A 24,835-nucleotide genomic window follows, 5' to 3' on the forward strand; every position below is an offset into this window, starting at 1 on the left:
TGTTTTTCAGCCATGTTAAGTAAAGATGTGGGTAATGGATAGGTGGAGAGGGGGTAAAATAGTAAAATGACAGGTGTTGCTGTTATTGTCCATAAAACAACTATCACCAAAATATATGACAACCAACCCACCAATTCTCACTTATACTCTGGAAGAAATATTATCTCGTTTGGATCAAAAGATAGAGAAGCAATTTACCGAAGTTAACCAAAAAATGGATCGGCAATTTGCTGAAGTCAATCAAAAAATGGAGAAGCAATTTGCTGAAGTCAATCAAAAACTAGAAATTATTGATGGTAGACTAAATAAACTGGAAATTGGACAGGCAGAATTATCAGGGGAAATTAAAACCCTAGATGGAAAACTATCAGGGGAAATTAAAACCCTAGAAGAAAAAGTTATTGGTATTGATAAAAGACTAGATAACCAAGAATTTATTAATCGTGGAGTTCTAGTAGCAGTGATTATAGCCTTAATCAGTGGAGTAGTCAAACTATTCGGTTTCTTCCCCACTGGTAAAATCTGAAAACCTTAACGGAATAAAATAGTTCCCTGGGAGGTTAGTGTAGCTTTTATTACAAAAAGCCAGTAAAAAGGTGACAGCCAAATATTAGGGTGTGTTAGCGACTAGTAACGCACCATTGGTAAAGACTTTGGGTGTAGTATAGCGATCGCTATATAATATAGTAACGCACCATTTTAAATCATTATCCTGTACATCCTTTCATCCTGGATATCCTGATTCAGTTTGTCCTATTCTAGATCCTGATCATCGTCTCTGTACTTAGCTGCTAAGTTCAATTGTCAAAGCTAGTTGATAGAGATAGCGACGAGATAAACCCGTATCCTTTGCTATCTCACGACTAGCTTGAGAACGAGAAATACCCTGTTTAATCATTGATAATAGTTCGTTTTTTAATTCGGTTTCTGTGAGTTGAGGCTTACTAGGTGGATTTCCAGCTACTAAAAGAGTATATTCTCCCTGGGGTTCTTTGTCTTGGTAATGGGTAATCCCCTCGGCAATTGTTCCCCGCCAAAATTCTTCGTATAATTTCGTCAGTTCTCGTGCTATAACTAGAGAGCGATCGCTTCCCAAGATTGCCCCCAAATCTACTAAAGTATCCCGCAACCGGTGAGGTGATTCATAAAAAACCAAAGTTCGAGATTCACCTTGCAAAGATTCCAAATATTTCTGGCGTTGTTGACTTTTAGCTGGTAAAAAACCATCAAAAATAAACCTATCTGTGGGTAATCCAGCCGCACTCAAAGCCGTAATTACAGCACTTGCACCGGGGATAGGAACAACAGTAATCCCCTCATCAATACAAGCCTTAATTAACTCATATCCTGGGTCAGAAATTCCTGGCATTCCCGCATCACTTACCAAAGCGATCGCTTTTCCAAATTGTAACTGTTCTAATAATTCGGGAATACGAGTATTACTATTATGTTCATGGTAACTAACTTGGGGAGTTTTCACTTGAAAATGTTGTAATAATCTGCCTGTGTGGCGTGTATCTTCCGCCGCAATTATATCCACTGCTTGTAAAATTCTCACCGCTCTAAAAGTCATATCTTCTAGATTACCAATGGGTGTAGCGACAATATAAAGTGTTCCTGGTTTTGGTTCAGTTTGCATATTAATTTTGAACACGGATTCAACGGATTAAGGGATTTCACAGATTAGATAATCTTGCATATAATTTAACTTGTTGGTGAATTTTCTTCACTTTTCCAAAAGTATTATTTAACAAGATCTCTAAATTTTCTGGTCAAGGTTCAGTTTGCATATTAATTTTGAACACGGATTCAACGGATTAAGGGATTTCACAGATTAGATAATCTTGCATATAATTTAACTTGTTGGTGAATTTTCTTCACTTTTCCAAAAGTATTATTTAACAAAATCTCTAAACTTTCTGGTCAAGGATCAATATCAGGAAAATTAACATTATATACATCTTTAATTATACATGATATCATCTAGTGAAAATTCAAATGCAAATTAGCAATGAGCAAATCTGGCTTATTTGTCGGTTTAATTACCTTAGATTTCATTTATCTCGCGGATTCTCCCCCCCAAAATAATCAAAAATTAGTTGCCACTGACTATACTATAGCAGCAGGGGGACCCGCAACAAACGCCGCCGTCACCTTCAGTCATTTAAACAACCAATCTACAGTTTTAGGTGTATTGGGTTCGCACCATATCACACAGCTAATTTGTAGCGATTTAGAGAATTACCAAATTGCAATTATTGACTTAGACCCCTACAGGAAAACACCGCCACCTGTCTCTTCAATTATTGTTACCCAAGGTACAGGTGAAAGAGCGGTAATTTCTATTAATGCCGTTAAAACTCAGGCAAATATTACTTCTATCCCTGCCAATATTTTACAAGATATTGATATTGTATTAATTGACGGACATCAAATGGAGGTCAGCAAAATTATTGCCCAAACTGCTAATATTCAGAATATTCCAGTTGTTATTGATGGTGGTAGCTGGAAACCAGGATTTGCAGAAATATTACCCTTTGTCAATTATGCTATTTGTTCTGCTAATTTCTATCCACCTAACTGCAAAAATCAGGAAGACGTTTTTGCCTATTTGCAAAATTTTAACATTCCTTATATTGCCATTACTCAAGGGGAAAACCCCATTCAATACTTAACTCGTGATCAGTCTGGTGTAGTTAATGTGCCAAAAATACAGTCCGTTGATACACTGGGCGCAGGAGACATTTTTCACGGTGCTTTCTGTCACTACATCCTGGAAACGAATTTTATAGAAGCATTAGCACTAGCTGGAAATACTGCTGCGGAGGCGTGTAAACATTTTGGTACGCGAACTTGGTGAAATTTAAACGTCTAAGTCTAATGCTTAGAGGATGTTTGAAAAGTCTTTAATGTATAAATAAACCCCTCTGGTAAACCTCTCCCCGATGCGGGGAGAGGCTTTGAAACCCCCATTCCCTCCTAGGGACTTCCAAATAAAAAAATACTCAACCACCTAACGCAAAAATCTCTCAAACCCTTATTCCTCTGTGTCCTCTGCGCCTCTGTGGTTCGTTAATCAGGATAATTTATTTCTTGGAAGTCCCCTAGAGAAGGGGGGTTAGGTTTCTGGAGATTATCGGTTTCATCTAATACTTTTCAAACAACCTCTTAGAGGGTGTTTGAAAAGTCATGATTGCTGTATCAAATGTTTTACCCCTCCCTAACCCTCCTCTTATAAAGGCTATCGTGTACACACAAGTTAAATTACCCCCCTTAATCCCCCCTTATCAAGCCCCTTATCAAGGGGGGAAACCGGAATCTTGTCCCCTCCCCAAAGCATCGGGGAGGGTTAGGGTGGGGTAATTTGAGGAATAATAGACATCTCCGAAAATTAAATGTGCGTCGTTTGAAACCCTTGTAGAGACGTTCCATGGAACGTCTCTACAATCTTTACCGGAGAAGTCTAATGGTGATTCGATAACTTGTGTGTACACCGTAGCCTTATAACTGGTATAACTGATGGATATAGACTGAAACTCTCTATAGAATCTCCGCGTCTAAAGACCCGGAGAGTGTTAACCAAATTTGTCCCCAAATGAAAGACTTATCTGAAATATTAACAATTGCACGGAAGGTAGGTTGGGGTGCGGCCAGTCTCCTGAGTTCTTATTATCACGGTACTGCTGACGCACCAAATTTAGATATCCAGTATAAAGACAGCGAACCCGTTACAGTGGCAGACTTAGCCGTTAGTGAATATATCTTGTCACAGTTACAAGCTGCTTTAGGTAATGAAGACTTTGGATATATCAGCGAAGAAACTCATAAATCACAACAGGGAAAAAATCCTGCTGAGTGGGTATGGATTATTGATCCATTAGATGGAACAAGAGATTTTATCAACAAAACCGGAGAATATGCAATTCATATTGCCTTAATTCAAGGAACACAGACAATGTTAGCCGTCGTGGCAGTTCCAGAGGCACAAAAGTTATATTATGCTACTAGAGGTAGTGGAACTTTTATCGAAACTGCAACAGGTTCTTTGCCTGTGCGACTGAACTCCCGTAAAAATATCCAGGATCTAATTTTGGTGGTTAGTCGCTCACACCGCAACGATAGGTTAGAATATCTATTACAGCACCTGCCCTATCAAAATCAAAAAGCAATTGGTAGCGTCGGTTGCAAAATTGCCGCGATACTTGAACAGCAAGCAGATGTTTACATTTCCCTTTCCGGTAAATCCGCACCTAAAGACTGGGATATGGCTGCTCCTGAACTAATCTTGACAGAAGCAGGTGGTAATTTTACCCACTTTGACTGCACGCCATTAGAATATAACACTGGCGACATTCATCAATGGGGGGAATTACTAGCGAGTAATTATCAAAATCATGAGGTACTGTGTCAAGAAGCGCAAAGCATTCTCACACGGTTTACAAAATGAACGCGGTAGCGTTGGGAGCTTCGCGTCTTCAGACCGAAGGGGAAAACGCACAGGGGCTAATTGATTGCCTTCAATATTAGTGATATACTCAAAACGGCTAGAAGCCGGACTTTTTTATCATACAAAGAACAAGTTCAAAGCCTCTCCAGTATTAAATATTATTCCTTTTCCCTCTCCTCTTAGGAGAGTGTCAACGAAACAGTATTTGTCGTGGAGAATTTCCTGACAATGCTGGTGGTTTTGTTGGGAAAATTTGTTCGTTATGGGTTAATATTCTCATGTAGTGCTATACTTGGGGATATCAAAGATTATTTTCGGTTGAGTAAGTCGTTTGAAGATTTTTTTAAATACGTCTCTCCGAATCTAACTCTCTACACTCTCTGGTTTGGGAGTAGTAGTAGCGGCGATCGCTACTAAGTCCAGTAAAAAAAAATTAAAATCTAGAGTATCCAGCAGATACAGTCTCCCGCTAAGCGCTGCTGGAGTATTTTATTTTGACTTTAGTTCTCAAATATTGAATTAAACTACGGAGGAACAGGAATGACACAAGTGGTCTTAGGTGAAAATGAAGGGATTGAATCAGCACTACGAAGATTCAAGCGGGAAGTTTCCAAAGCAGGAATTTTCCAAGATATGCGGAAAAAGCGTCACTTTGAGACACCTTTAGAAAAAGAAAAGCGCAAAGCCATAGCCAGACACAAGCAACGTCGCCAACAACGTTCTCGCTTCAAGCGCTAAATTTTTAGTCATATTGGCTGAAACTGGGAAATCCTGACAGGATTTCCTTTTAGAGAACTCCACAAAAAGTCTCACTACTTAATTGGACAAAAATATTTAGGCGTTGCTGATTTTAGGGATAAAAATAATTTTGCATACGTTCAAGACTCTTGTAGAGACGTTCCATGGAACGTCTCTACCTCCAAAAATCATACGCCAATTCAGCAACGCCAATATTTACAGTCATTGCGAGGGAAGGGAAGCAATCACAACCCTTACGAACTGCTTGCAGCAGCGCTTCGCTATCGCTTCATTTCACTTCGTTCGATATGGCTAACGCCACGCTTTGTCCCACTACTTAATTGGACAAAAATATTTAGGCGTTGCTGATTTTAGGGATAAAAATAATTTTGCATACGTTCAAGACTCTTGTAGAGACGTTCCATGGAACGTCTCTACCTCCAAAAATCATACGCCAATTCAGCAACGCCAATATTTACAGTCATTGCGAGGGAAGGGAAGCAATCACAACCCTTGCGAACTGCTTGCAGCAGCGCTTCGCTATCGCTTCATTTCACTTCGTTCGATATGGCTAACGCCACGCTTCGCTAACGCAATGACATTGTGTAATTAATTCTGTCTCACTACTTATTTGCCCTTCATTTACCTAAAATGTGCTTTGTATTCTAATTTGGTGAACCCGGTCCAATAATTTTGATTCCCTGTTTTTCTTTTTCGGCTAATTCTAAATTTAATATCAGCAGTTTTTCTAAAATATCATCATTGGCTTGAAAGTTATAAGCTGACATTACCAGTTTATCTAATTGTTGATGCAGTTTATAAAGTTGGCTGCTGGGTTCGTGGAAGAATTTATTATATAATGTGGTGATTCCCCATTGTTTTGTTTCCATTTGTTGAGTGCGATATTGATGTAGTTCTTCTGTTTTGGTGCGGATTTGTTGGACTATTTTTATATCTGCTGTTTGCGGAAATGGGAAGGTTTCAAAACAAGTGTTGTGAGTATAACGTGTTGTCTCTCCAAGAGTTGAACTTTGCGCTTTTACCCAAAGACGATGTACGTTAGATGTGAGAATTCCTAATATATAAAAGTCATCTGATGCTACAACTTTGGTAGAGTTATTAGGTAGCCAGTTTGACAATGAAGGTACAAAAATAAACCATTTTGAGTGAGCAGGAACAGCGAAATAAATTTTTAGAGAAATCAATGCTTGTCTCATTGCTGCATGAGTACGTTTAAACCTCCACCACTTTTCTCTTAAAACAGCTTCACGGTTATTTTCTCTTTCTGGTTTTACAGTAACTCTAACGTGTTCAAAAGGTAGAATATAATCACTAGCTTCCTCTAAACTCATATTTTCAAAGTCAATAACCCACCTACTGGGTTTTCCATTTGGAGCTTTAGTTAAGTCTCCTGCATCTAAAAATAGCTTAATTACTAATTCGTTTTTAGAATTAGATTTTATCCAGCATTGAGCTTGATTTTCTGTGATTATAAATCCCTTTGCATTCGGCTTAACTCCTTCAAAACATCGATCAAGGTTTGATTTTAATTTAACAGCTATTGAAACATCAACGGTTGAGCTTAGAGAGGAACTAATTTGTTTAACTACCTGATTATTTAAATGAAATTTAGATGGTTTTTCATAACACCAATTCACAATACTAACATAAACTTGTGCTTCTCCAGACCAATTTTGAGTTGGAATTGCTTCATGAATATAACCACCGTTTCTAGTGATATAGTCTAAAGAAGCATATCTACTATTTCCCTGACTAATAGAATTAGTACCAACTAAACCTGCTCTACCTTTTCCATTAAGAAATTCATGAGCTAAACGAAACCAATAACCACAAAAATCTACCTGTGATTTAACTTCTGAAAACTTGCTAAAAATACGTTCCGCATATTCATCTCCTAAATCTAAACGAATTCGATTACCACCTAAAAATGGCGGATTTCCAATAATAGCATCAGCTTTTACCCATTCACTAAACAAAGCATCTTGACAAACAATATTATTATCCAAAGTATCCAAAGGTAAAGCAGGTTCAGTTAATTGTAAATTATCAATCGCAATCTTCCGCGCAATCATCAAAGTCACCCGCGCTAATTCCACCGCAAAGGGATTTGTATCCATTCCATAAAATTGTAAAGGTGTCACCAAACCCATTTGCAATTGTTTATCTGGAGATTTACGCAAAGATTGAATTTTCTCTAATAGCAAGATTTCAATTCTCTTCAATTCCTGATATGCGATATAAAGAAAATTACCCGAACCACAAGCAGGATCTAAAACTCGATAACTTTGTAATTCTATTTGTAGTTTGGAAAGTTCCTTAATTGTCGTTCCTTCCTCAATTCTCTCTTCCCAATAACGGCTAATTGTGGGACGGACAATTTTCATAATATCCACTTCAGAAGTATAATGGATTCCCCTCGCGTGACGTTCTTCCTTATATATACTCCCTTCAAATAAATTCCCAAAAATAGCCGGACGGACTTTACTCCAATTCTCACGCGCAGACACATCTAAAAAATTTAATTCTTCCCTCGTTAATTCAATTGCATCAATTCGAGAAAATAAACCCCCGTTAAAATAATCTACTCCTTGATAACGTCCCGCTGGTGTTTTTCCGGGTTGATTCATTTCCCGAAATAAACCACCCAAAACATCATAGGAACTTCCCCCATTCATACAATCTTGGACACAAGAAACAAACATATCACGGGGTAACAGTTGTCTATCTTCCGCAAACATCGCTAAAACACATTGCAAAATAAACCGCTGTGCTGTTAACTTTTCAATTCCCCTATTTTCTAATTCTAATAATAATTCACCCATGCGACGGGCAGCTTTAACAGTAACTTCTACTTGGTTATTTTGGAATACAGGGGTTTTTTGCCCTAATTCCATAAATGTCAATGCTCCTGACCGTTCTGGCAGTTGTTCGAGGGTAATTTTATCTACAGGTGTATCTAATTGAATATCAAAATCAAAGATCCAAAATTCATCAAAATTACATAAAATCACATATTTAGGACGATTTGGGACTAACCTAGTCCAATAATCAAAAGCTTGGGAATAATGTTTATTTAAATCTTCTCCCCGTTTTTTCATTTCTATTAAAACGCGAGGTTTCCAAACTAAATCAGCAAAGCCAGTTTTTCCGGTTTTACTACTTTTTTTAATTGCTTCTTCGTAAGTCGCACCCGCTTCTAATGCACCTTCATGTCCAAAGGCTCGAAAAAAGCGGTCGAGAAATGTTTGTGCTTCTTTGCGTTCTTGTCCGGTGATATGTTGGTGACAAAATTGCACGAATTTAGATAGGGTTTCTGGTGTTGATGATGTCATGGTTGTTTCTGAACAATAATAAATAATAAGATCCATAAGATCCCCGACTTCTTTAAGAAGTCGGGGATCTCAACTTCTCGATATTTACAAAAATATCACTCAATTGAGTCGCGCAAAAAAGAAGATGTGGGGGTTGACAATTGATTTTAAATTTGTTATCATAAATTTGATAAGGAAGAACTATCATAAAATAATTGCGGTTGGAAGGAAACCCAACACATAATTTTTACCGTTACAAAAAATGTAACCAGGTTCGATATAAGTTTAAGCAGTGTGAAACTATAAGTATGGAAATTACACCTTCGGTGTGAAAATATTTTGGTGGCTGTTAATAACAGTTACCCCAGAATTAATAGGTTTTTAGAGGAGTGTTAAGGAAGATGTCTATCACTGTTTTATCTAATTATCGGTTTCCAACCCGGAATTTTGGGAAAATATTATCTTTGAGTATATTTCTCAGTGCGATTTTTATGTTACCTGCATCAGCACAAGAAAAATTATGGCGAACTTTAACCGTGAGTGGAAGGGGAGTAGAAACAATTTCGACAACTTTATCTCAAGTTAGTTTGGGTGTAGAAGTTCAAGGAAAAACGGCGGAAGATGCCCAAAAAGAAGCGGCACGCAGATCATCGGCTGTGGTGGCTTTATTAAAAAAACGCAATGTTGAAAAATTGACAACTACAGGAATTCGCCTCAACCCAGTATATAGCTACAGTAATAATGTTCAACGCATTACTGGTTATGCTGCTAGTAATACAGTCAGCTTCCGCATTCCTACAGATAAAGCCGGAACTTTATTGGATGATGCGGTGAAAGTTGGAGCGACACAAATTAATGGTATAAGTTTTATTGCTAGTGATGAGGCGATCGCCAGCGCCCAAAAACAAGCCTTAAAAAAAGCTACCCAGGATGCACAAGAACAAGCGGAAACGGTTCTTAGCACCTTAAAATTAGAGCAAAAAGACATTATCAGTATTCAAATTAATGGTGCAACCCCACCACCGCCACCGATGCTATATCGGGCTGAAGCTGCTAAAGCCAATTTCGCAGATGCTTCTACTCCCATAGTTGCGGGGGAACAAGAAGTACAAGCATCAGTAACATTGCAAATTAGCTATTAGTCAATTTAAGCCCCGGCGACTAGAAGTCACGGCTACACAAACAAAGTCCGCCTGCGCGGACTAAGGAAAAATCAAGGATTTGAAACCCACGCACCATCTGGGTTTTGCCTGTGTAGACGCGGTTTCTAACCGCCCGTTTAATTAAATTAGAAATTATCTGGGGACATATCAGACATCCCACCTTCACCATCACGCTTAGAACCTAATAATTCTAGTTGTTCAACATTAATAACTGGACTAGAACGCGCAACTCCACTTTGGCGATCGCTCCAAGTATCAAATCGCAAAGAACCTTTAACCCCAATTAAACCACCTTTACGGACGTAATTACCCGCAACTTCTGCAGTTTTTCCCCAAAGTTCTAGATTAAACCAGTCTGGTTTATCATTGTTGCGTGATCTTCTATTTACAGCTAGAGTCAATCTACATTTAACTGTACCTGACTCAAAATATTTCATATCTGGATCACCACCGACACGACCAACAAGAGTGACAACATTAATGCTCATGGTTTTTATTTCCTAGTATTTTTGTATTCTATTACTCCGGATTCTATAATAACTAATTGTGAAATGATTAAAAATATGTTAGAATCGCCACAGTCAACCCCAAAAAAATTCAAAAAATACCTTATAGCTAAAAAAAATTATACGGTTATACTGAGTAACCTTGAGAAGATAGAAGTTAAGATTCATGAAACTAAACTCAAGATTGACAAAAACTAAATAAAAAAATAGTCTAGTCTACTGGAGTCAGGGAACCGAATATCATGGCATCATTATAGCAGTATGCACTTGAATGAAATACATCATAGCTTATTGCTCGCTTGCGAGGAGTGGGTCGGGGTTCTTGTATATCACCCAATCGAGAACCGCTATATTAACTCTTATGTTTGTAGTCAGAAGTAGTGTAAATAGGGGGCATAGAGAAGCGTGGGTCTTTTCAATTTAAATTTTCGTCCATCCTGGGATATGGGTATCGACCTCGGTACAGCCAATACCCTAGTTTATGTATCTGGTAAAGGGATTGTCCTGCAAGAACCTTCCGTCGTTGCCATTGATCAAAATCTGAAAGTGGCACTGGCAGTGGGGGAAGAGGCTAAAAAAATGCTCGGACGCACACCGGGGAACGTCGTTGCTCTGCGTCCCCTGCGCGACGGTGTGATCGCTGACTTTGATACGGCTGAGTTGATGTTAAAAAGCTTTATTCAGCGGGTAAATGAAGGGAGATCCCTGATGTTGCCCCGCATTGTCATTGGTATCCCCAGTGGTGTCACTGGAGTAGAAAGACGGGCTGTCATGGATGCAGCTACCCAAGCCGGCGCTAGAGAAGTATATTTGATTGATGAGCCAGTTGCAGCAGCAATTGGTGCAGGACTGCCAGTGGCAGAACCTACTGGTAACATGATTATTGACATCGGTGGGGGGACAACAGAAGTAGCGGTATTAAGTCTTCAAGGAACAGTAATCAGCGAATCAGTCCGCATTGCTGGAGATGAGTTAACTGAAGCCATTGCCCAGTATATGAAGAAGGTTCATAATCTGGTAATTGGTGAACGCACGGCAGAAGATATTAAGATTAAAATAGGTTCTGCTTATCCGACCGCAGACGATAGTGATAGTGTAATGGAAGTTCGAGGCTTACATTTACTGTCTGGTTTACCCAGAACTGTAACCATCAAAGGACCAGAAATCCGGGAAAGTATGGTAGAGCCTCTAGCGGTAATTATCGAAGCAGTTAGGCGAACACTAGAACGGACACCGCCAGAACTGGCAGCAGACATTATTGATCGTGGTATCATGTTGGCAGGGGGTGGTGCGTTGCTCAAAGGTCTGGATACATTGATTAGTCATGAGACAGGTCTTGTTACCCATATAGCCGCCGACCCTTTAAGCTGTGTAGTGCTGGGAACTGGTCGCGTATTAGAAAACTTCAAGCAATTGGAAAGAGTCTTTAGCGGGCGTTCTCGCAATATGTAGTAACTTAAGTTGCTAGTTATTTTGTTGAGGCTGGTAATTGGTAATAGGTAATTGGTAATAAAAGCTCTGGTTTCATCCTTTAATCCTGGATATCCTGATTCTGACAATTTACCTAACTGGCAACTTATATTAGTAGTAGTTATACTCAAAACCTTTGGGACATGGACTTTTGTAAAATCACGAAAAACCCTATATTTGTAGAGGTTTAGTAATGCTCATTGGTGTCAACTTAAGCTACAGATGGCTTATTTGTTTGGCTGACAGACCCACCCTGAAATGATAGCGTCTATCATTCCCCGGCAGGCTACGGGTTTTACGTTAAGTTGACACTATTAAGCTCTTGCTTTACCCCTCCCGGAGAATCAAATAATTAAGCCGTCTTGGGTATAGTAAGTTAGGAATATATGGGTTCTGTATTTATTCATACAGCAGAAGTCATAAGTCAGGATTAAAACTGGCTTTGTGCATAGGCCTTAATTGAGATTTTGTACCTCCTAACTACGCCGTCTGATGTAACTATAGAACCCATTATTTTCAACACAAGTACACAGGAGTTGATTTCCAGATTTGCGGATGGCGATCGCTATAGGCATCACTAAAAAGTTACCAAACCATGTCCCTACAACTCCTAAATAATTTATAAAATACATATAGGTTATTATGTTTACTTTAAAACGCTGGTGGGAATACAAAGGATTACAAATAGGATTATTAGCCTTAGTTGTAGGTAGTTCCTGGACACTCAGAGAGACAAAAGGAGCATTGTTACGGGAGATTTACCAAGGAATCACCAGCCCATTACAGATGCTACAGTCAGGAGCAATTCCTGAACAAAATATTAAAGATGCAAGATTTTTAGAATTACAAACTCGCATCGTTGATTTAGAAAGCCAAAATCAGAAATTAAAAAATTTACTGGGCTATGTAGAGAAACAAACCTTGCCTCAGAAACCAACTATAGCACGGGTGGTAGGACGCAGTGCAGATCATTGGTGGCAACAGGTGATTTTGAATCGGGGGACTGCATCAGGCATTCAAGAAGGTTCTATTGTCAAAGCCGATGGTGGATTGGTAGGTTTAGTAGATAGTGTGACAACTAATACTAGCAGTGTATTGTTAATAAGTGATTTAAAAAGTCAAGTAGGCGTAACTATCAACCGCACATCAGCTAAAGGAGTTTTACAAGGTGATGCTTCCACTGAAGGTGTGTTAGAGTTCTATGAAAAAGTCCCTAATGTTAAAATAGGAGACTTAGTATCTACCTCTACTTATAGTCAGAAGTTCCCGGCTGGTTTAGCCATAGGGAAAATTAAATCCTTAGATCTAAAGAAACTTCCAGCCTCAATCGCTAAAGTAGAGTTATTTCCGTCAATTAGGTACTTAGATTGGGTAACTGTTTATCCTCAGTCAGACAAACAATATTTAGAAACTCCGAATGTGACTAAGTAGGTGGGCGTTAAAAATTGTCGTTGGGGCAAGGGAACAGGGAACTCTTAACTGGGAACAGGAAGAGAGTTTTGAGTGATTTTACTTTTCTTCACATACCTTTAAATTTTTCTGTTCACCTACTTAAATGATGAATATGCAACCTACCTCTGTCATAACGTTGTCATAAAAATTTATAAGAAAATAGGCTAAAAACCCTTGGGGGCAAGTTTTGGAGCGTGGCGGAAAAACTTAACTAATTGGACAAAAATATTTACAGTCATTGCGAGCGAAGGGAAGCAATCACAACCCTTGGAATTGCTTCATTTCACTTCGTTCCATATGGCTAACGCCACGCAACGTTTACGCAATGACATTGTGTAATTAATTCTGTCCCACTACTTAACTGTTCTTCCCTCCCCTACCCCCCCTACCCTATTTAGGGTATCCTAGAGGCGTATCCTCAATGGTCTTCTCTTGAAGTATTGATAATTCTCTTAAATTATTCCTACAGTTGAGGGAAGAATCTATTGATGAAGATTTAACTACCCAAAATCCTATACTGTACCTCTTTAGGAGTAAAATTGGATATTATCTAGTTCAGAATCCTGTTACTAGGTCAATTTTATTGCTAAATTTTGATCAGATAACATATTTACAACTCTCAGAGGTGAAACCAGTTAAATAATTCGGTTCTCTACTTGGATATTTTGTCCAAATTTTGGCTTTAAAAGAGGTAAGATAATGGCTATACATAATTATGTACCTCAAAGATGTTAGCGAAATTACCAGTTGATAATTGCTATAATCTATTCTTCCCTCTAACATTCTTATCTATTATTAGGTGTAAATTTTTATGGGTTCTCCAATGAATCGTCTGTCTATTTTTGTAGACGGAAACAATATGTTCTATGCTCAACAAAAAAATGGTTGGTTTTTTGACCCCCGGCGCGTTTTAGAATATTTCAAATACGAACAGTCAGACACTACATTAATCAATGCCTTCTGGTACACTGGATTAAAAGACCCTCAAGACCAACGAGGTTTTCGAGATGCCCTTATCAGCTTGGGATATACAGTCCGCACGAAAATTCTCAAAGAGTATTATGATGACGCTTCGGGTCGTTACTCTCAAAAAGCGAATTTAGATATTGAAATTGTCGTTGATATGTTTAATACGGTAGATCAATATGACAGAGTTGTATTATTTAGCGGAGATGGTGATTTTGAAAGGGCTATCGAATTATTACGCTCCAAGAATACTCATATTACAGTAGTATCAACTGAGGGCATGATTGCCAGAGAATTACGTAATGCTACTGATAGATATATAGACTTGAATGATATTAGAGATAGAATAGAAAAAACTGACGGTTAACTTAACTTAGCTTAGTATTTATTCACAAGTCTCAAAGTTAAAAACTCTGATTTCAGAGTTCCAGTTATTTTATCAAGCAAGAATTTAGGAATTAGAAGTCGGTGATGATTATAAATTCTCTAGGACTGACAAATCAAACCACATTTGATTAATTCTAATTCCCTAATGTTCTTTTATTCAGCCCACTCTCAAAACTCACAGAGGTTAAGCTAATGAGCAAGCAAACCGATAGAATTATCATTTTTGACACCACATTGCGTGATGGAGAACAGTGTCCTGGAGCAACTCTCAACATAGACGAAAAGCTAGTTATTGCTAAACAATTAGCACGCTTAGGAGTAGATATTATTGAGGCTGGCTTTGCTTTTGCTAGTCCTGGAGATTTTGAAGCAGTGAGCAAAATTGCCCAAACTGTGGGGACAGAAAATGGTCCGGTAATTTGTAGTTTGGCTAGAGCCAAACATGATGATATCAAAGCGGCTGCGGAGGCTATCAAACCTGCTGCTAAAGGGAGAATTCACACTTTTATTGCTACTTCTGATATCCACCTGCAATATAAGTTAAAGAAGACTAGACCAGAAGTGGTGGCGATCGCTGAAGAAATGGTAGCCTATGCCAAAAGCTTCACCGATGATATCGAATTCTCTCCTGAAGATGCGGGACGCTCTGATCCAGAATTTTTGTATGAAGTTTTGGAAAGAGCGATCGCTGCTGGAGCCACAACTGTTAATATTCCTGATACCGTAGGATACACCACCCCCAGCGAATTTGGGGCAATCATTAAAGGCATTACTGAAAATGTCCCCAACATTGACAAAGCCATTATTTCCGTTCACGGACACAATGATTTAGGTTTAGCTGTTGCTAACTTTTTAGAAGCTGTCAAAAATGGCGCTCGTCAACTAGAATGTACCATCAATGGCATTGGTGAAAGAGCCGGCAATGCAGCTTTAGAAGAGTTGGTAATGGCTTTGCACGTCCGGAGACAATATTTTAATCCCTTTTTGGGACGGGCTGAAAATTCCGAAGCATCACTCACCAATATTGACACCAAACAAATCTATAAAACCTCGCGTTTGGTTTCCAATTTAACGGGAATGTTGGTGCAACCAAATAAAGCCATTGTCGGTGCAAACGCTTTTGCCCATGAATCTGGAATTCATCAAGATGGGGTATTGAAAAACAAACTCACTTATGAGATCATGGATGCTCAATTAATTGGTTTATCAGACAACCAAATAGTATTGGGTAAACATTCTGGTAGAAATGCTTTTCGTACCCGCTTGAAAGAATTGGGCTTTGAACCATCAGAAACAGAACTGAATAAAGCCTTCGTCAAATTCAAAGAAGTAGCAGACAAAAAGAAAGAAATCTCTGATTGGGATTTGGAAGCGATTGTCAACGACGAAATCCAACAAGCACCAGAGTTATTCCGGGTAGAGTTGGTACAGGTTTCCTGTGGTAGTAATACTCAACCCACTGCTACAGTAACACTCCGCACTCCCGACGGAGAAGAATTAACTGATGCAGCCATTGGTACTGGTCCTGTAGATGCGGTGTACAAAGCCATCAATCGGGTAGTGAATGTACCGAATGAATTGATTGAGTTTTCCGTACAATCTGTCACCGGAGGAATTGACGCTTTAGGAGAAGTAACAATTCGCCTCCGCCATGAATCCCGTGTATTTTCTGGTCATGCAGCCAACACAGATATTATTGTAGCATCGGCTCAAGCTTACGTAAATGCACTAAATAGATTGTTTTCAGCATTACAACAGGAAGTGAAGGAAGAAGTCACAGCATAGGCACATATATATCTAGATCCCCGACTTCTTTGAGAAGTCGGGGTTCTTTTTAGGAACTACGGTCAGAAACGGTAAGTTCTACCGAGATTGCCTGTGGAGCGGGCAAACAAGATTGGAAGTCATTCTAAGACCGCGATGAAGCAGGAAATAAACACTAAGATTATCGCTGTCCAGATGTGTCTAGACTTTGGTAATTTTGGGTAAGTTTTATAGAACGGATCTGTGAATCTTGACTACTTTTGAATTAATTCCAGCGACTGAGATAAAACTTCTTGTTCATTGACCATAGCTGCTAATTCTTCTGTTTCATAACGTCCCTCATAAGCTTCTAGCGCCGCTCTTTTTAGTGCTACTTGATATCCTTGTTGGAGAATTTCCATTAATTCTCTTTGATTCAAGTAAACACCACCAGATTTGCGGCGCTTGTTAATTTTATTGATTTCCCGCACTGCATTTTCTATGGAAAGTTCCCAAGAACGGGTAGAACGTTTTTCGGCTTTTTGTTTGATTAGATGAATCAGTAGAATTACGCCATAACTATCAATTTTATTGATTTTATCACTGAGGCTCATTTCTTCTAATTCATCCACTAATAGTAAAGCTTCATTGATTTTTCCTTGTTCTAGGAGTTGTCTAATTTCTAAGAGTTCTTCCATATTAGATTTTTCGCTGTATATGAATCATTTATTTCTGTTTTAGCTGATCTTCTTCGCTAGTACCCTCTAAATTCTAAACTTAAGACCATCTAAAAGAAAAACCCCTACATTAGTTAATTAGAAATTCCTGCCAGAAAAAGGGTAAAAATAAAGAAATTGTTATTCACATAACCAATGCAGCTTATCAGTGCAACTGTTCCCATATTAGCCACAGCCACAGAAACCGCAGACAGTTCTATGGTATTAGCCGCTGTGCTATTAAGCTTAGTCGTAATTTACTTTGCCAGCAAAGTTGGGGGAGAATTAGCCAACAAAGTCGGTTTACCCGCAGTTTTAGGTGAACTTGTCGGGGGTGTAATTATCGGTGTCTCCGTACTTCATCTGTTAGTATTCCCAGAAGGTGGTACAGACGCTTCTAATTCCTTAATCATGACCTTCTTGCAACTCACCGCTGGGTTAACCCCAGAAGCCACACCCCAGGTGTTTGCAGCGCAATCCGAGGTGGTTTCGGTTTTATCAGAATTGGGTGTAATTATCCTTCTGTTTGAAATTGGCTTAGAATCCAACCTCAAAGACCTCATGGCTGTTGGTGTTCAAGCCTTCGTAGTGGCTACAGTTGGGGTAATAGTCCCCTTTGCGGCGGGTACAGTGGGATTAATGACCATATTTGGTATCACCGCTATTCCCGCAATTTTCGCCGGTGCAGCTTTGACAGCAACTAGTATTGGAATTACGTCCAAAGTGCTTTCCGAATTAGGACGGTTGAACTCCAAAGAAGGGCAAATTATTCTTGGTGCAGCCGTTATTGATGATGTCTTGGGAATTATCGTCCTGGCGGTAGTTGCCAGTTTAGCCAAAGATGGTGTAGTTGATGTCGGTAACGTCGTTTATTTGATTATTAGTGCGAGCGCTTTTTTAATTGGGGCAATAGTTTTTGGTAATGTCTTTAATAAATCATTTGTAGCGATCGCCGATCAACTCAAAACCAGAGGCGAATTAGTCATCCCCGCCTTCATTTTTGCCATAATCATGGCTTACTTCGCCTCTGTCATCCATTTAGAAGCCATTCTTGGGGCTTTTGCCGCCGGGTTAGTTCTCGAAGAAACCGACAAACGCAAAGAACTCCAAAAGCAAGTTATCCCCATTGCTGATATGTTAGTTCCCGTCTTCTTCGTCACAGTCGGTGCAAAAACTGATTTAGGAGTCTTAAATCCAGCCATTCCCACCAATCAAGAAGCCTTAATCATGGCAACTTTCCTGATTACAGTCGCCATCATCGGTAAAGTAGTGACAGGCTTAACAGTATTTGGTCAACCGGGGATTAACCGCTTGGCTATTGGTGTGGGGATGATTCCCAGAGGTGAAGTCGGCTTAGTATTTGCTGGTGTCGGTGCAGCTAGTGGTGTCCTCTCAAAACCATTAGGAGCAGCAATTATTATGATGGTTATTATTACCACATTCATCGCTCCTCCCCTGTTGAGATTTGTATTTCCAGAATCAAACGCCGCCACAAATTTAGACAGCAATTCTGGCAAAACATTAGCAGTAGAAATACCACCATCTCTCATCACCACAAAAGATGATTAGTAATTTGAATTTCACCTCAAATTCTGCTGTAAATCCCACAGAAGATAGTTGAAAATTTTCTCTGCTGTGGTTTCCACATTTACTATATAAGGAGGTTGGAAGAAACTTCTCTCATCCAATCTCCGTCTTCTGTAATTTTGAAACACTCTAATTTTAAAATGGTTATTATTTCTACCTTTAATTAAATTTACTTTTGGTTTACTTTTGGTTTTATAAAACTTTCCTTGTTTCCCATTCTATTAGCCTTGATAATGTTCTGTATTCCTATTTTTTTTCAGACCAGTTTTTACAGATTGAAGATTTTTGTAGTAATTATAGAGAATACCCCGCCAAACTATGTCATTAATTGACAGTGGTGGGTGTTTTTTGTATGTGTCTATATTCATTATTAATTATTAATTCAGCTAAGGAGAAAAAACCGTGAAAATACAATGGTTAATACCTACTACCTTTGGTACTGTACTGATGCTATCATCGCCAACTTTAGCCGCAAAATTAGAATCTTGGCGATTTGATCGTCATCAAAATCTATTAGAAATTAATACAAATGGTGCTGTCAAACCACAAGCACAATTAGTTTTTAATCCCACTCGCTTAGTCATTGATTTACCAGGTGTTAAATTTGGACGTTCCCAATTAACTCAACAAATAGGCGGAGGAATTCGGGAAATTCGCATTGGTCAATTTGATGAAAAAACAACAAGAATAGTTTTAGAAATAAATCCTGGTTATACTCTAGATCCTCAACAAGTAAAATTTGTCGGTAAAAGTGCTAATCGCTGGACAGTGAAATTACCAAAATTAGAACTTGATGCCAACTCAACAGCTAATAATAATACTAATAATAATTACAATCTAGTCGGCATAGACTCCCAGACGAAACCTGAATTTTCACCAATTACTAGAACTGCCAGCAGTAATAAAGGTACAATTCAACTCGAAAATTTGCAAATTACTGGTGATGGCTTTTTTATCCGCACTAATGGCGGTAATCCTCAAACTAAAATCATGAGAAGCCGTGATAAAAACACAGTATTTATTGACATTCTTAGTGCAACTTTATCACCCAATTTAACACAAGGAAATTTGGCAGTTAATAAACACGGTGTGGACAATATTGGATTTACCCAATTGCAAACAACACCAACATCTGTCCGCATGACGTTAAAAGTAGATGTAAATAGTCCTGACTGGCAAGTAACCTCCAGTAGCAGCGGTTTAATCATCCTTCCCTCCAGGGGAATGATAAATGCACCTGAAAATGAGAATTTTCCCCCTACCAGAAACAATAACGGCTCAATTTCGACAATTGAATCTATAGAACTTACTGACAATGGCACACAATTATTAATTAAAGCCGACCAAGTTATATCCGCTACCACAGGTTGGGATAAAAGTTCTGGTTTGTTCCGTATCACCATTCCCAATGCCAAATTAGCCACCGAAGTCAAAGGCCCTACTTTTGATGCTAATAGTCCTATTATCAAGCTCCGTCTGCAACCACAACCGCCAAATACTGTAGTTATCTTGATTCAACCTGCATCAGGTGTTACACTAGGTGTACCCAATCAAGTGGGAGATAAACTTCTGGTTCTAAAACTGCAACGATATCGTCAGATTAGACCACCCATGAATTTGCCCCCTTTATTACCACCCAGACAACAACTACCTGACCTCAAACCCAGACAACCACGAATTACCCAAAGGCGCGACCTTCGTAAAGGCAAAATAGTAGTTATAATTGACCCCGGACATGGTGGTAAAGACTCAGGGGCAATTGGTATCGGTGGAGTCCAGGAAAAAAATGTTATTTTACCAATTGGGAAAAGGATTGCAGAAGTTTTGGAACGAAACGGTATCCAAGTAATTATGACGCGAGACTCTGACTATTTTGTAACTCTACCAGGACGAGTGACAATGGCACAACAGGCTAATGCTGATGTATTTGTCAGTATCCACGCTAATTCAGCCGGTGAGAGTCGTCCAGAAGTTAGTGGCTTAGAGACTTATCATTACGATAGTGGTTTAACACTCGCTCAAATTGTCCACAGTAAAATTCTGCAAAGTCTTAATGTCAGAGATAGGAAAGTGCGGAAAGCTAGATTTTATGTTCTTCGCAAAACTTCTATGCCCTCAATTTTAGTAGAAACCGGTTTCTTAACTGGTAGAGACGATGCTGCCAAACTGAGAACTTCAGCTTATCAAAATCAAATGGCCGATGCGATCGCCCAAGGCATACTTCAGTATTTAAAATCAAGATAAATAGTCACTCTTATCACCTGTTATCTGATTTATTACCAATGCTAGAGAAATGAACTTGTTGACTAAATGGTAATACTAAACCGATTGTATGCTACAATCCTACGCCATTAGCCGTGTCTTACTACCAACACCAAAATCTTTTACTTGCACAAAGTTAAATTTGCAGCGGTGATGGTCTGAAGATTACCCCATAAGTCGAGATATTGACAAATCCCATCAATAGGAATCAGGAGAAAGGATTGTGAAACTACATTGGTTAATACCTAGCACTTTTGGAACGGTCTTCATCCTATCTTCGCCCGCTTTTGCCGCGAAATTAGAATCTTGGCGGTTTGATACTAATCAAAACCACTTAGAAATCAACACATCTAGCCCAGTCCAACCCCAAGCCCAACTCATTTTTAACCCCACACGCTTAGTAATTGACTTACCAGGAACAGAACTTGGTCGTCCGTCCGTAACCCAACAAATTGGCAGCAAAATCCGCACTATTCGCGTCGGTCAATTTGATGACCAAACAACACGCTTAGTGATCGAACTAGCCCCTGGTTACACCTTCAACCCCAAGCAAGTTAAATTTGTTCCCACCAATGGCAAACGTTGGATAGTAGAATTACCACAACCAGAAATTGCTTCTGGGCAAACTGGAGAACCATCATTACCCCCAACATCCGATAAATCATCTGAACCAACAATAGACCCCAGAAGTATTTACAACGTAGTCACTACCAACCGAATTACTCCATCTAATCGAGAAACCATCCCAGGGGTAGTGCAAATTGATAAATTGCGAGTTACAAGAGATGGGTTTTTTATTAGTACCAGTGGTGGAAATCCTCAACTGCAAATCAATCGCAGTCAAGATAATCGCTCTGTTAATATTGATATCATTGGCGCAGCCCTATCACCAAATATGGGACAACGGAATCTAGTGATTAATCACTATGGAGTCCGTCGTGTCCAATTTAGCCAACTGTCCAGCAGTCCATCTGCTGTTCGCATGACCTTACAGTTAGATAGTGCCAGTCCCAATTGGCAAGCATTAGCTAGTGGTGACAGTGGTTTTGTCGTCATCCCAGATCGTTTAGCTAAATTACCTGAGAATAACCAATCATCCGCACCATCACCGAGTGATTCCCCCGCAATTATTCAATCTGTAGAACTCGGTGGCAATGGCACACAATTATTAATTAGAGCAGACCAAGCCATATCTGCCACCACCGGCTGGGATAGAAGCTCAGGTCTATTTCGCATTACCATTACCAATGCTAAATTAGCTAATCAGGTCCAAGGTCCGGATTTTACTAACAATAGCCCGATTCTTAAAGTCCGTCTCCAACCCCAGTCTGACAATACCGTAATTGTTCTTGTTCAACCTGCATCTGGCGTTAGCTTTGGCGCACTAAGTCAAGTTACGTCTCAATTATTGGCGCTACAATTACAAACTAATCTCCGCGCTCAACGTCCTCCAATTATACCACCTGGATTTCCTGGATCACAAGATCCTCCAGGTTCTAGTACACCACCTCCGCAAACAAGACCTCAGCCCCGTCTACCAGTTCCTAATGGCAAAGTTTTAGTAGTTATTGATCCTGGACATGGTGGTAAAGATTCTGGCGCTCCTGGACTGGGTGGTTTACTAGAAAAGGATGTTGTTCTACCCATTAGTACCAAACTGGCAACAATTTTAGAACAAAATGGTATCCAAGTTGTCCTCACGCGAGATGCTGACTTTTTTGTGGAACTGCAAGGAAGGGTGGATATAGCCAAGCGTGTTAATGCAACTTTATTTGTCAGTATTCATGCTAATTCTGTGGATAATCGGTCTGATGTCAATGGTTTAGAAGTCTATTATTACGACAGTGGTTATGCTTTAGCTGATACTGTGCGACAAGCCATTCTCCAAAATATTAGTACCCTCAAGAATCGAGGCACTCGTAAAGCTAGATTTTATGTGCTGAGAAAAAATACTATGCCTGCTATTTTAGTAGAAACAGGCTATATGACTGGTCGGGAAGATAATCCCCGTTTAGGATCACCAGAATACCAAAGTCGTATGGCTGAGGGCATAGCTAGTGGTATTCTGAATTATTTAAAACAAAGATAATTATCGTCAGTTGTTCTTTGTCAGTTGTTCTTTGTTTTTTCTTGACTACTGACCACTGACCACTGACTACTAACCACAAGAGGAACGCGGTAGCGTTGGGAGCTTCGGGTCTTCAGTCCGAAGGGGAAAACGCACACGGGCGAATTGATTGCCTTCAATATTCGTGATACAATTAAATTGTCACTAAAGACATAAAAAGCTACCGCGGGACTCTCGGAAAGTTACGCTTGTCAGATATGATTTCGCCCGCCAGGGCAAACGAAATCAGGGCAAGAACCCAAATATTTAAGGAACCCTGCCTGAAACTGGGATAACTGAGGGATATAGACTGAAACTCTCTATAGAATCTCCGCGTCTTTAGACCGGAGAGTGTCAAAATCAAAATTAATATTTGCTGTGTATTCATCTTCTATTTTTGATACTTTTTCCCCCCAAGAACCTCAACGCGCTCCGATTGGGGTATTTGACAGTGGAGTTGGTGGACTAACCGTATTGCGACAAATTTATCAACAACTTCCCAATGAATCAATTATTTATGTAGGGGACACAGCCCGTCTTCCTTATGGTATTCGTTCCCAAGCAGAAATACTACAATTTGTCCGAGAAATCCTCCATTGGATGCAGCAGCAACGGGTGAAAATGGCAATTATGGCTTGTAACACCAGTTCGGCTCTGGCATTAGATATAGTCCGTCAAGAGTTTAATTTCCCGATTTTAGGGGTGATTCTACCAGGTGCAAAGGCAGCAGTCCAACAAGGACAACGGATTGGTGTCATTGCTACTCCAGCTACGGCTCAAAGCAACGCCTATCGTCAAGCCATTTTAGAAATTCAATCTAATGTCCAAGTCTGGCAAGTCAGTTGCCCAGAATTTGTCCCACTCATTGAACAAAATCGTATTCACGACCCCTATACCATTGAAATAGCCAAAACTTATCTAGAACCTTTGATTCAGAAAGAAATAGATACTTTAGTTTATGGTTGTACCCATTATCCCCATTTGTCGCCCATCTTGCGATCGCTCCTTCCCCAGCAAGTCAAGCTAATTGACCCAGCAGTTCATGTCGCCGCCGCTTGCTCTCAAGAATTAGATATACTAGGGATCAAGAATACTCATCCACCAATGCCTACCCGCTTCGCTGTCAGCGGTTGTTCCCAGCAATTTACCCAATCTAGCTTACAATGGTTAGGCTATACTCCAATGGTAGAACAAGTATGTTTTGCTGATACCGTCCTCTCTTAAAGCCCAGAAGTAGGGCCTGCGCCCAAAAACTATTAGTCTGTCAACCCGAAAATGACGGGTGAAGGCAAGCAGGGGGAGAAGAGAGGTAGGGGAGGTAGGGGGGGTAGGGGAGGTAGGGGAGGTAGGGGAGGTAGGGGAGGGAAGAACAGAAGTTTTTTCCGATCATTACCCGTCAAAATAAATTTGACAGACCACTAGTCAGAAGCAAACAAAGATATTTATCTCCTCTTTACCCTACTACAACACGGCGTAAACAAACCATTCTAAATCATCAAAAAGCCTATGCTGTCTTCGTTTTGACTTTTGACTTTTGACTTTTGACTTCCGCCTTGCGGTACTGCTCCCTACAAGTTGCTTTCATTGACTATTGACAGCTTGAGTTACATTTGTAGTTAATTCCCGTTGCTGCTTATATTTATCCTGTCCAGAATCAGATCCGCTTTGAGAAACATTTCTTTTGCTTGCTCGCTTTGCTAAAGCCAATAACAAATATACACTAAACAAATAGCCAGCAGCTAAAGTAAATATCATCATAGGCATATTTCTGTAAATCATTGTTCCACCATCTTTAATTACTAGGGAATATAAAATTGCATACAGAACCAGCAGAACTCAATTAATCAAGCACACCTTGATAAATGTAGTTAGCTATACAAAACATTCCAGGCGAAAACTAATTTTCTCTGGTCAATCAATTTATTTTCTTTAATATCAACTTTCCCAGGCTATACATCC

Annotated in this window: 20 protein-coding genes; 13 read left to right on the top strand and 7 right to left on the bottom strand. The window is 39.5% G+C overall.

What is annotated here, in order from left to right:
* Positions 1–115: 115 nt before the first annotated feature.
* Entirely contained in the window at positions 116–526 is a 411-nt protein-coding gene (locus tag AA650_RS07580) for a hypothetical protein (RefSeq protein WP_053538561.1), read from the top strand.
* Between the two features lie 258 nt (positions 527–784).
* Here AA650_RS07580 and rsmI read toward each other — a convergent pair whose 3' ends face one another.
* The gene (gene rsmI, locus AA650_RS07585; protein ID WP_053538562.1) at positions 785–1,639 is read right to left on the bottom strand and encodes a 16S rRNA (cytidine(1402)-2'-O)-methyltransferase; all 855 of its coding nucleotides are present in this window, start codon (positions 1,637–1,639) and stop codon (positions 785–787) included.
* Positions 1,640–2,011: 372 nt separating this feature from the next.
* Between rsmI and AA650_RS07590 the strand changes: the two genes are divergently transcribed.
* From AA650_RS07590 to rpsU, 3 genes are all read left to right on the top strand, one after another.
* A complete protein-coding gene (locus tag AA650_RS07590; protein WP_053538563.1) occupies positions 2,012–2,860 on the top strand; it encodes a sugar kinase in 849 nt (282 codons plus the stop codon).
* Positions 2,861–3,595: 735 nt separating this feature from the next.
* Positions 3,596–4,447, top strand: a complete 852-nt coding sequence (locus AA650_RS07595; protein WP_053538564.1) for a 3'(2'),5'-bisphosphate nucleotidase CysQ family protein — start codon at positions 3,596–3,598, stop codon at positions 4,445–4,447.
* A gap of 540 nt (positions 4,448–4,987) precedes the next feature.
* Positions 4,988–5,185, top strand: coding sequence for a 30S ribosomal protein S21 (rpsU, locus tag AA650_RS07600; RefSeq protein ID WP_015078697.1), 198 nt, complete (start codon positions 4,988–4,990; stop codon positions 5,183–5,185).
* Between the two features lie 665 nt (positions 5,186–5,850).
* On the opposite strand, the gene AA650_RS07605 is transcribed toward rpsU, so the two are convergent.
* Positions 5,851–8,538, bottom strand: a complete 2,688-nt coding sequence (locus tag AA650_RS07605; protein ID WP_053541219.1) for a DNA methyltransferase — start codon at positions 8,536–8,538, stop codon at positions 5,851–5,853.
* Between the two features lie 380 nt (positions 8,539–8,918).
* Between AA650_RS07605 and AA650_RS07610 the strand changes: the two genes are divergently transcribed.
* Complete coding sequence (locus AA650_RS07610) at positions 8,919–9,659, top strand: SIMPL domain-containing protein (RefSeq protein WP_053538565.1); 741 nt, start codon at positions 8,919–8,921, stop codon at positions 9,657–9,659.
* Positions 9,660–9,805: 146 nt separating this feature from the next.
* Here AA650_RS07610 and AA650_RS07615 read toward each other — a convergent pair whose 3' ends face one another.
* On the bottom strand, positions 9,806–10,168 hold the full coding sequence (locus tag AA650_RS07615) for a single-stranded DNA-binding protein (RefSeq protein ID WP_039200306.1): 363 nt from the start codon (positions 10,166–10,168) through the stop codon (positions 9,806–9,808).
* 462 nt (positions 10,169–10,630) lie between these two features.
* Between AA650_RS07615 and AA650_RS07620 the strand changes: the two genes are divergently transcribed.
* Positions 10,631–11,638 carry a rod shape-determining protein gene (locus AA650_RS07620; RefSeq protein ID WP_027402272.1) on the top strand — a complete coding sequence of 336 codons (1,008 nt, stop codon included), beginning with the start codon at positions 10,631–10,633 and terminating at the stop codon, positions 11,636–11,638.
* Positions 11,639–12,132: 494 nt separating this feature from the next.
* Here AA650_RS07620 and AA650_RS27680 read toward each other — a convergent pair whose 3' ends face one another.
* Positions 12,133–12,288 carry a hypothetical protein gene (locus AA650_RS27680; protein WP_168634844.1) on the bottom strand — a complete coding sequence of 52 codons (156 nt, stop codon included), beginning with the start codon at positions 12,286–12,288 and terminating at the stop codon, positions 12,133–12,135.
* Positions 12,289–12,298: 10 nt separating this feature from the next.
* Between AA650_RS27680 and mreC the strand changes: the two genes are divergently transcribed.
* The 3 genes from mreC to AA650_RS07635 all read left to right on the top strand — a co-directional run bounded on the left by mreC (position 12,299) and on the right by AA650_RS07635 (position 16,246).
* Complete coding sequence (gene mreC / locus AA650_RS07625) at positions 12,299–13,087, top strand: rod shape-determining protein MreC (protein ID WP_053538566.1); 789 nt, start codon at positions 12,299–12,301, stop codon at positions 13,085–13,087.
* A gap of 832 nt (positions 13,088–13,919) precedes the next feature.
* The gene (locus AA650_RS07630) at positions 13,920–14,441 is read left to right on the top strand and encodes a LabA-like NYN domain-containing protein (RefSeq protein ID WP_027402274.1); all 522 of its coding nucleotides are present in this window, start codon (positions 13,920–13,922) and stop codon (positions 14,439–14,441) included.
* Positions 14,442–14,653: 212 nt separating this feature from the next.
* Complete coding sequence (locus AA650_RS07635) at positions 14,654–16,246, top strand: 2-isopropylmalate synthase (protein WP_027402275.1); 1,593 nt, start codon at positions 14,654–14,656, stop codon at positions 16,244–16,246.
* A gap of 233 nt (positions 16,247–16,479) precedes the next feature.
* Here the strand turns inward: AA650_RS07635 and AA650_RS07640 are convergent, their stop codons facing one another.
* Complete coding sequence (locus tag AA650_RS07640) at positions 16,480–16,902, bottom strand: DUF29 family protein (protein ID WP_027402276.1); 423 nt, start codon at positions 16,900–16,902, stop codon at positions 16,480–16,482.
* Positions 16,903–17,076: 174 nt separating this feature from the next.
* Between AA650_RS07640 and AA650_RS07645 the strand changes: the two genes are divergently transcribed.
* Positions 17,077–18,489, top strand: a complete 1,413-nt coding sequence (locus AA650_RS07645) for a cation:proton antiporter (RefSeq protein WP_039202542.1) — start codon at positions 17,077–17,079, stop codon at positions 18,487–18,489.
* A 239-nt stretch (positions 18,490–18,728) separates the two neighbouring features.
* Here AA650_RS07645 and AA650_RS27685 read toward each other — a convergent pair whose 3' ends face one another.
* Positions 18,729–18,875, bottom strand: coding sequence for a hypothetical protein (locus tag AA650_RS27685; RefSeq protein WP_199924399.1), 147 nt, complete (start codon positions 18,873–18,875; stop codon positions 18,729–18,731).
* Positions 18,876–18,909: 34 nt separating this feature from the next.
* On the opposite strand from AA650_RS27685, the gene AA650_RS07650 reads away from it, so the two are divergent.
* The 3 genes from AA650_RS07650 to murI all read left to right on the top strand — a co-directional run bounded on the left by AA650_RS07650 (position 18,910) and on the right by murI (position 24,100).
* Positions 18,910–20,751, top strand: coding sequence for an N-acetylmuramoyl-L-alanine amidase (locus AA650_RS07650; RefSeq protein ID WP_053538567.1), 1,842 nt, complete (start codon positions 18,910–18,912; stop codon positions 20,749–20,751).
* A gap of 241 nt (positions 20,752–20,992) precedes the next feature.
* Positions 20,993–22,858 (top strand): N-acetylmuramoyl-L-alanine amidase, encoded by a 1,866-nt coding sequence (locus AA650_RS07655; RefSeq protein WP_053538568.1) that lies wholly within the window; start codon positions 20,993–20,995, stop codon positions 22,856–22,858.
* Between the two features lie 396 nt (positions 22,859–23,254).
* On the top strand, positions 23,255–24,100 hold the full coding sequence (murI, locus tag AA650_RS07660) for a glutamate racemase (RefSeq protein WP_053538569.1): 846 nt from the start codon (positions 23,255–23,257) through the stop codon (positions 24,098–24,100).
* A gap of 357 nt (positions 24,101–24,457) precedes the next feature.
* Here murI and AA650_RS07665 read toward each other — a convergent pair whose 3' ends face one another.
* Positions 24,458–24,655, bottom strand: a complete 198-nt coding sequence (locus tag AA650_RS07665; protein WP_053538570.1) for a hypothetical protein — start codon at positions 24,653–24,655, stop codon at positions 24,458–24,460.
* Between the last annotated feature and the right edge of the window lie 180 nt (positions 24,656–24,835).

It is taken from the genome of Anabaena sp. WA102 (assembly GCF_001277295.1).
Classification (GTDB): domain Bacteria; phylum Cyanobacteriota; class Cyanobacteriia; order Cyanobacteriales; family Nostocaceae; genus Dolichospermum; species Dolichospermum heterosporum.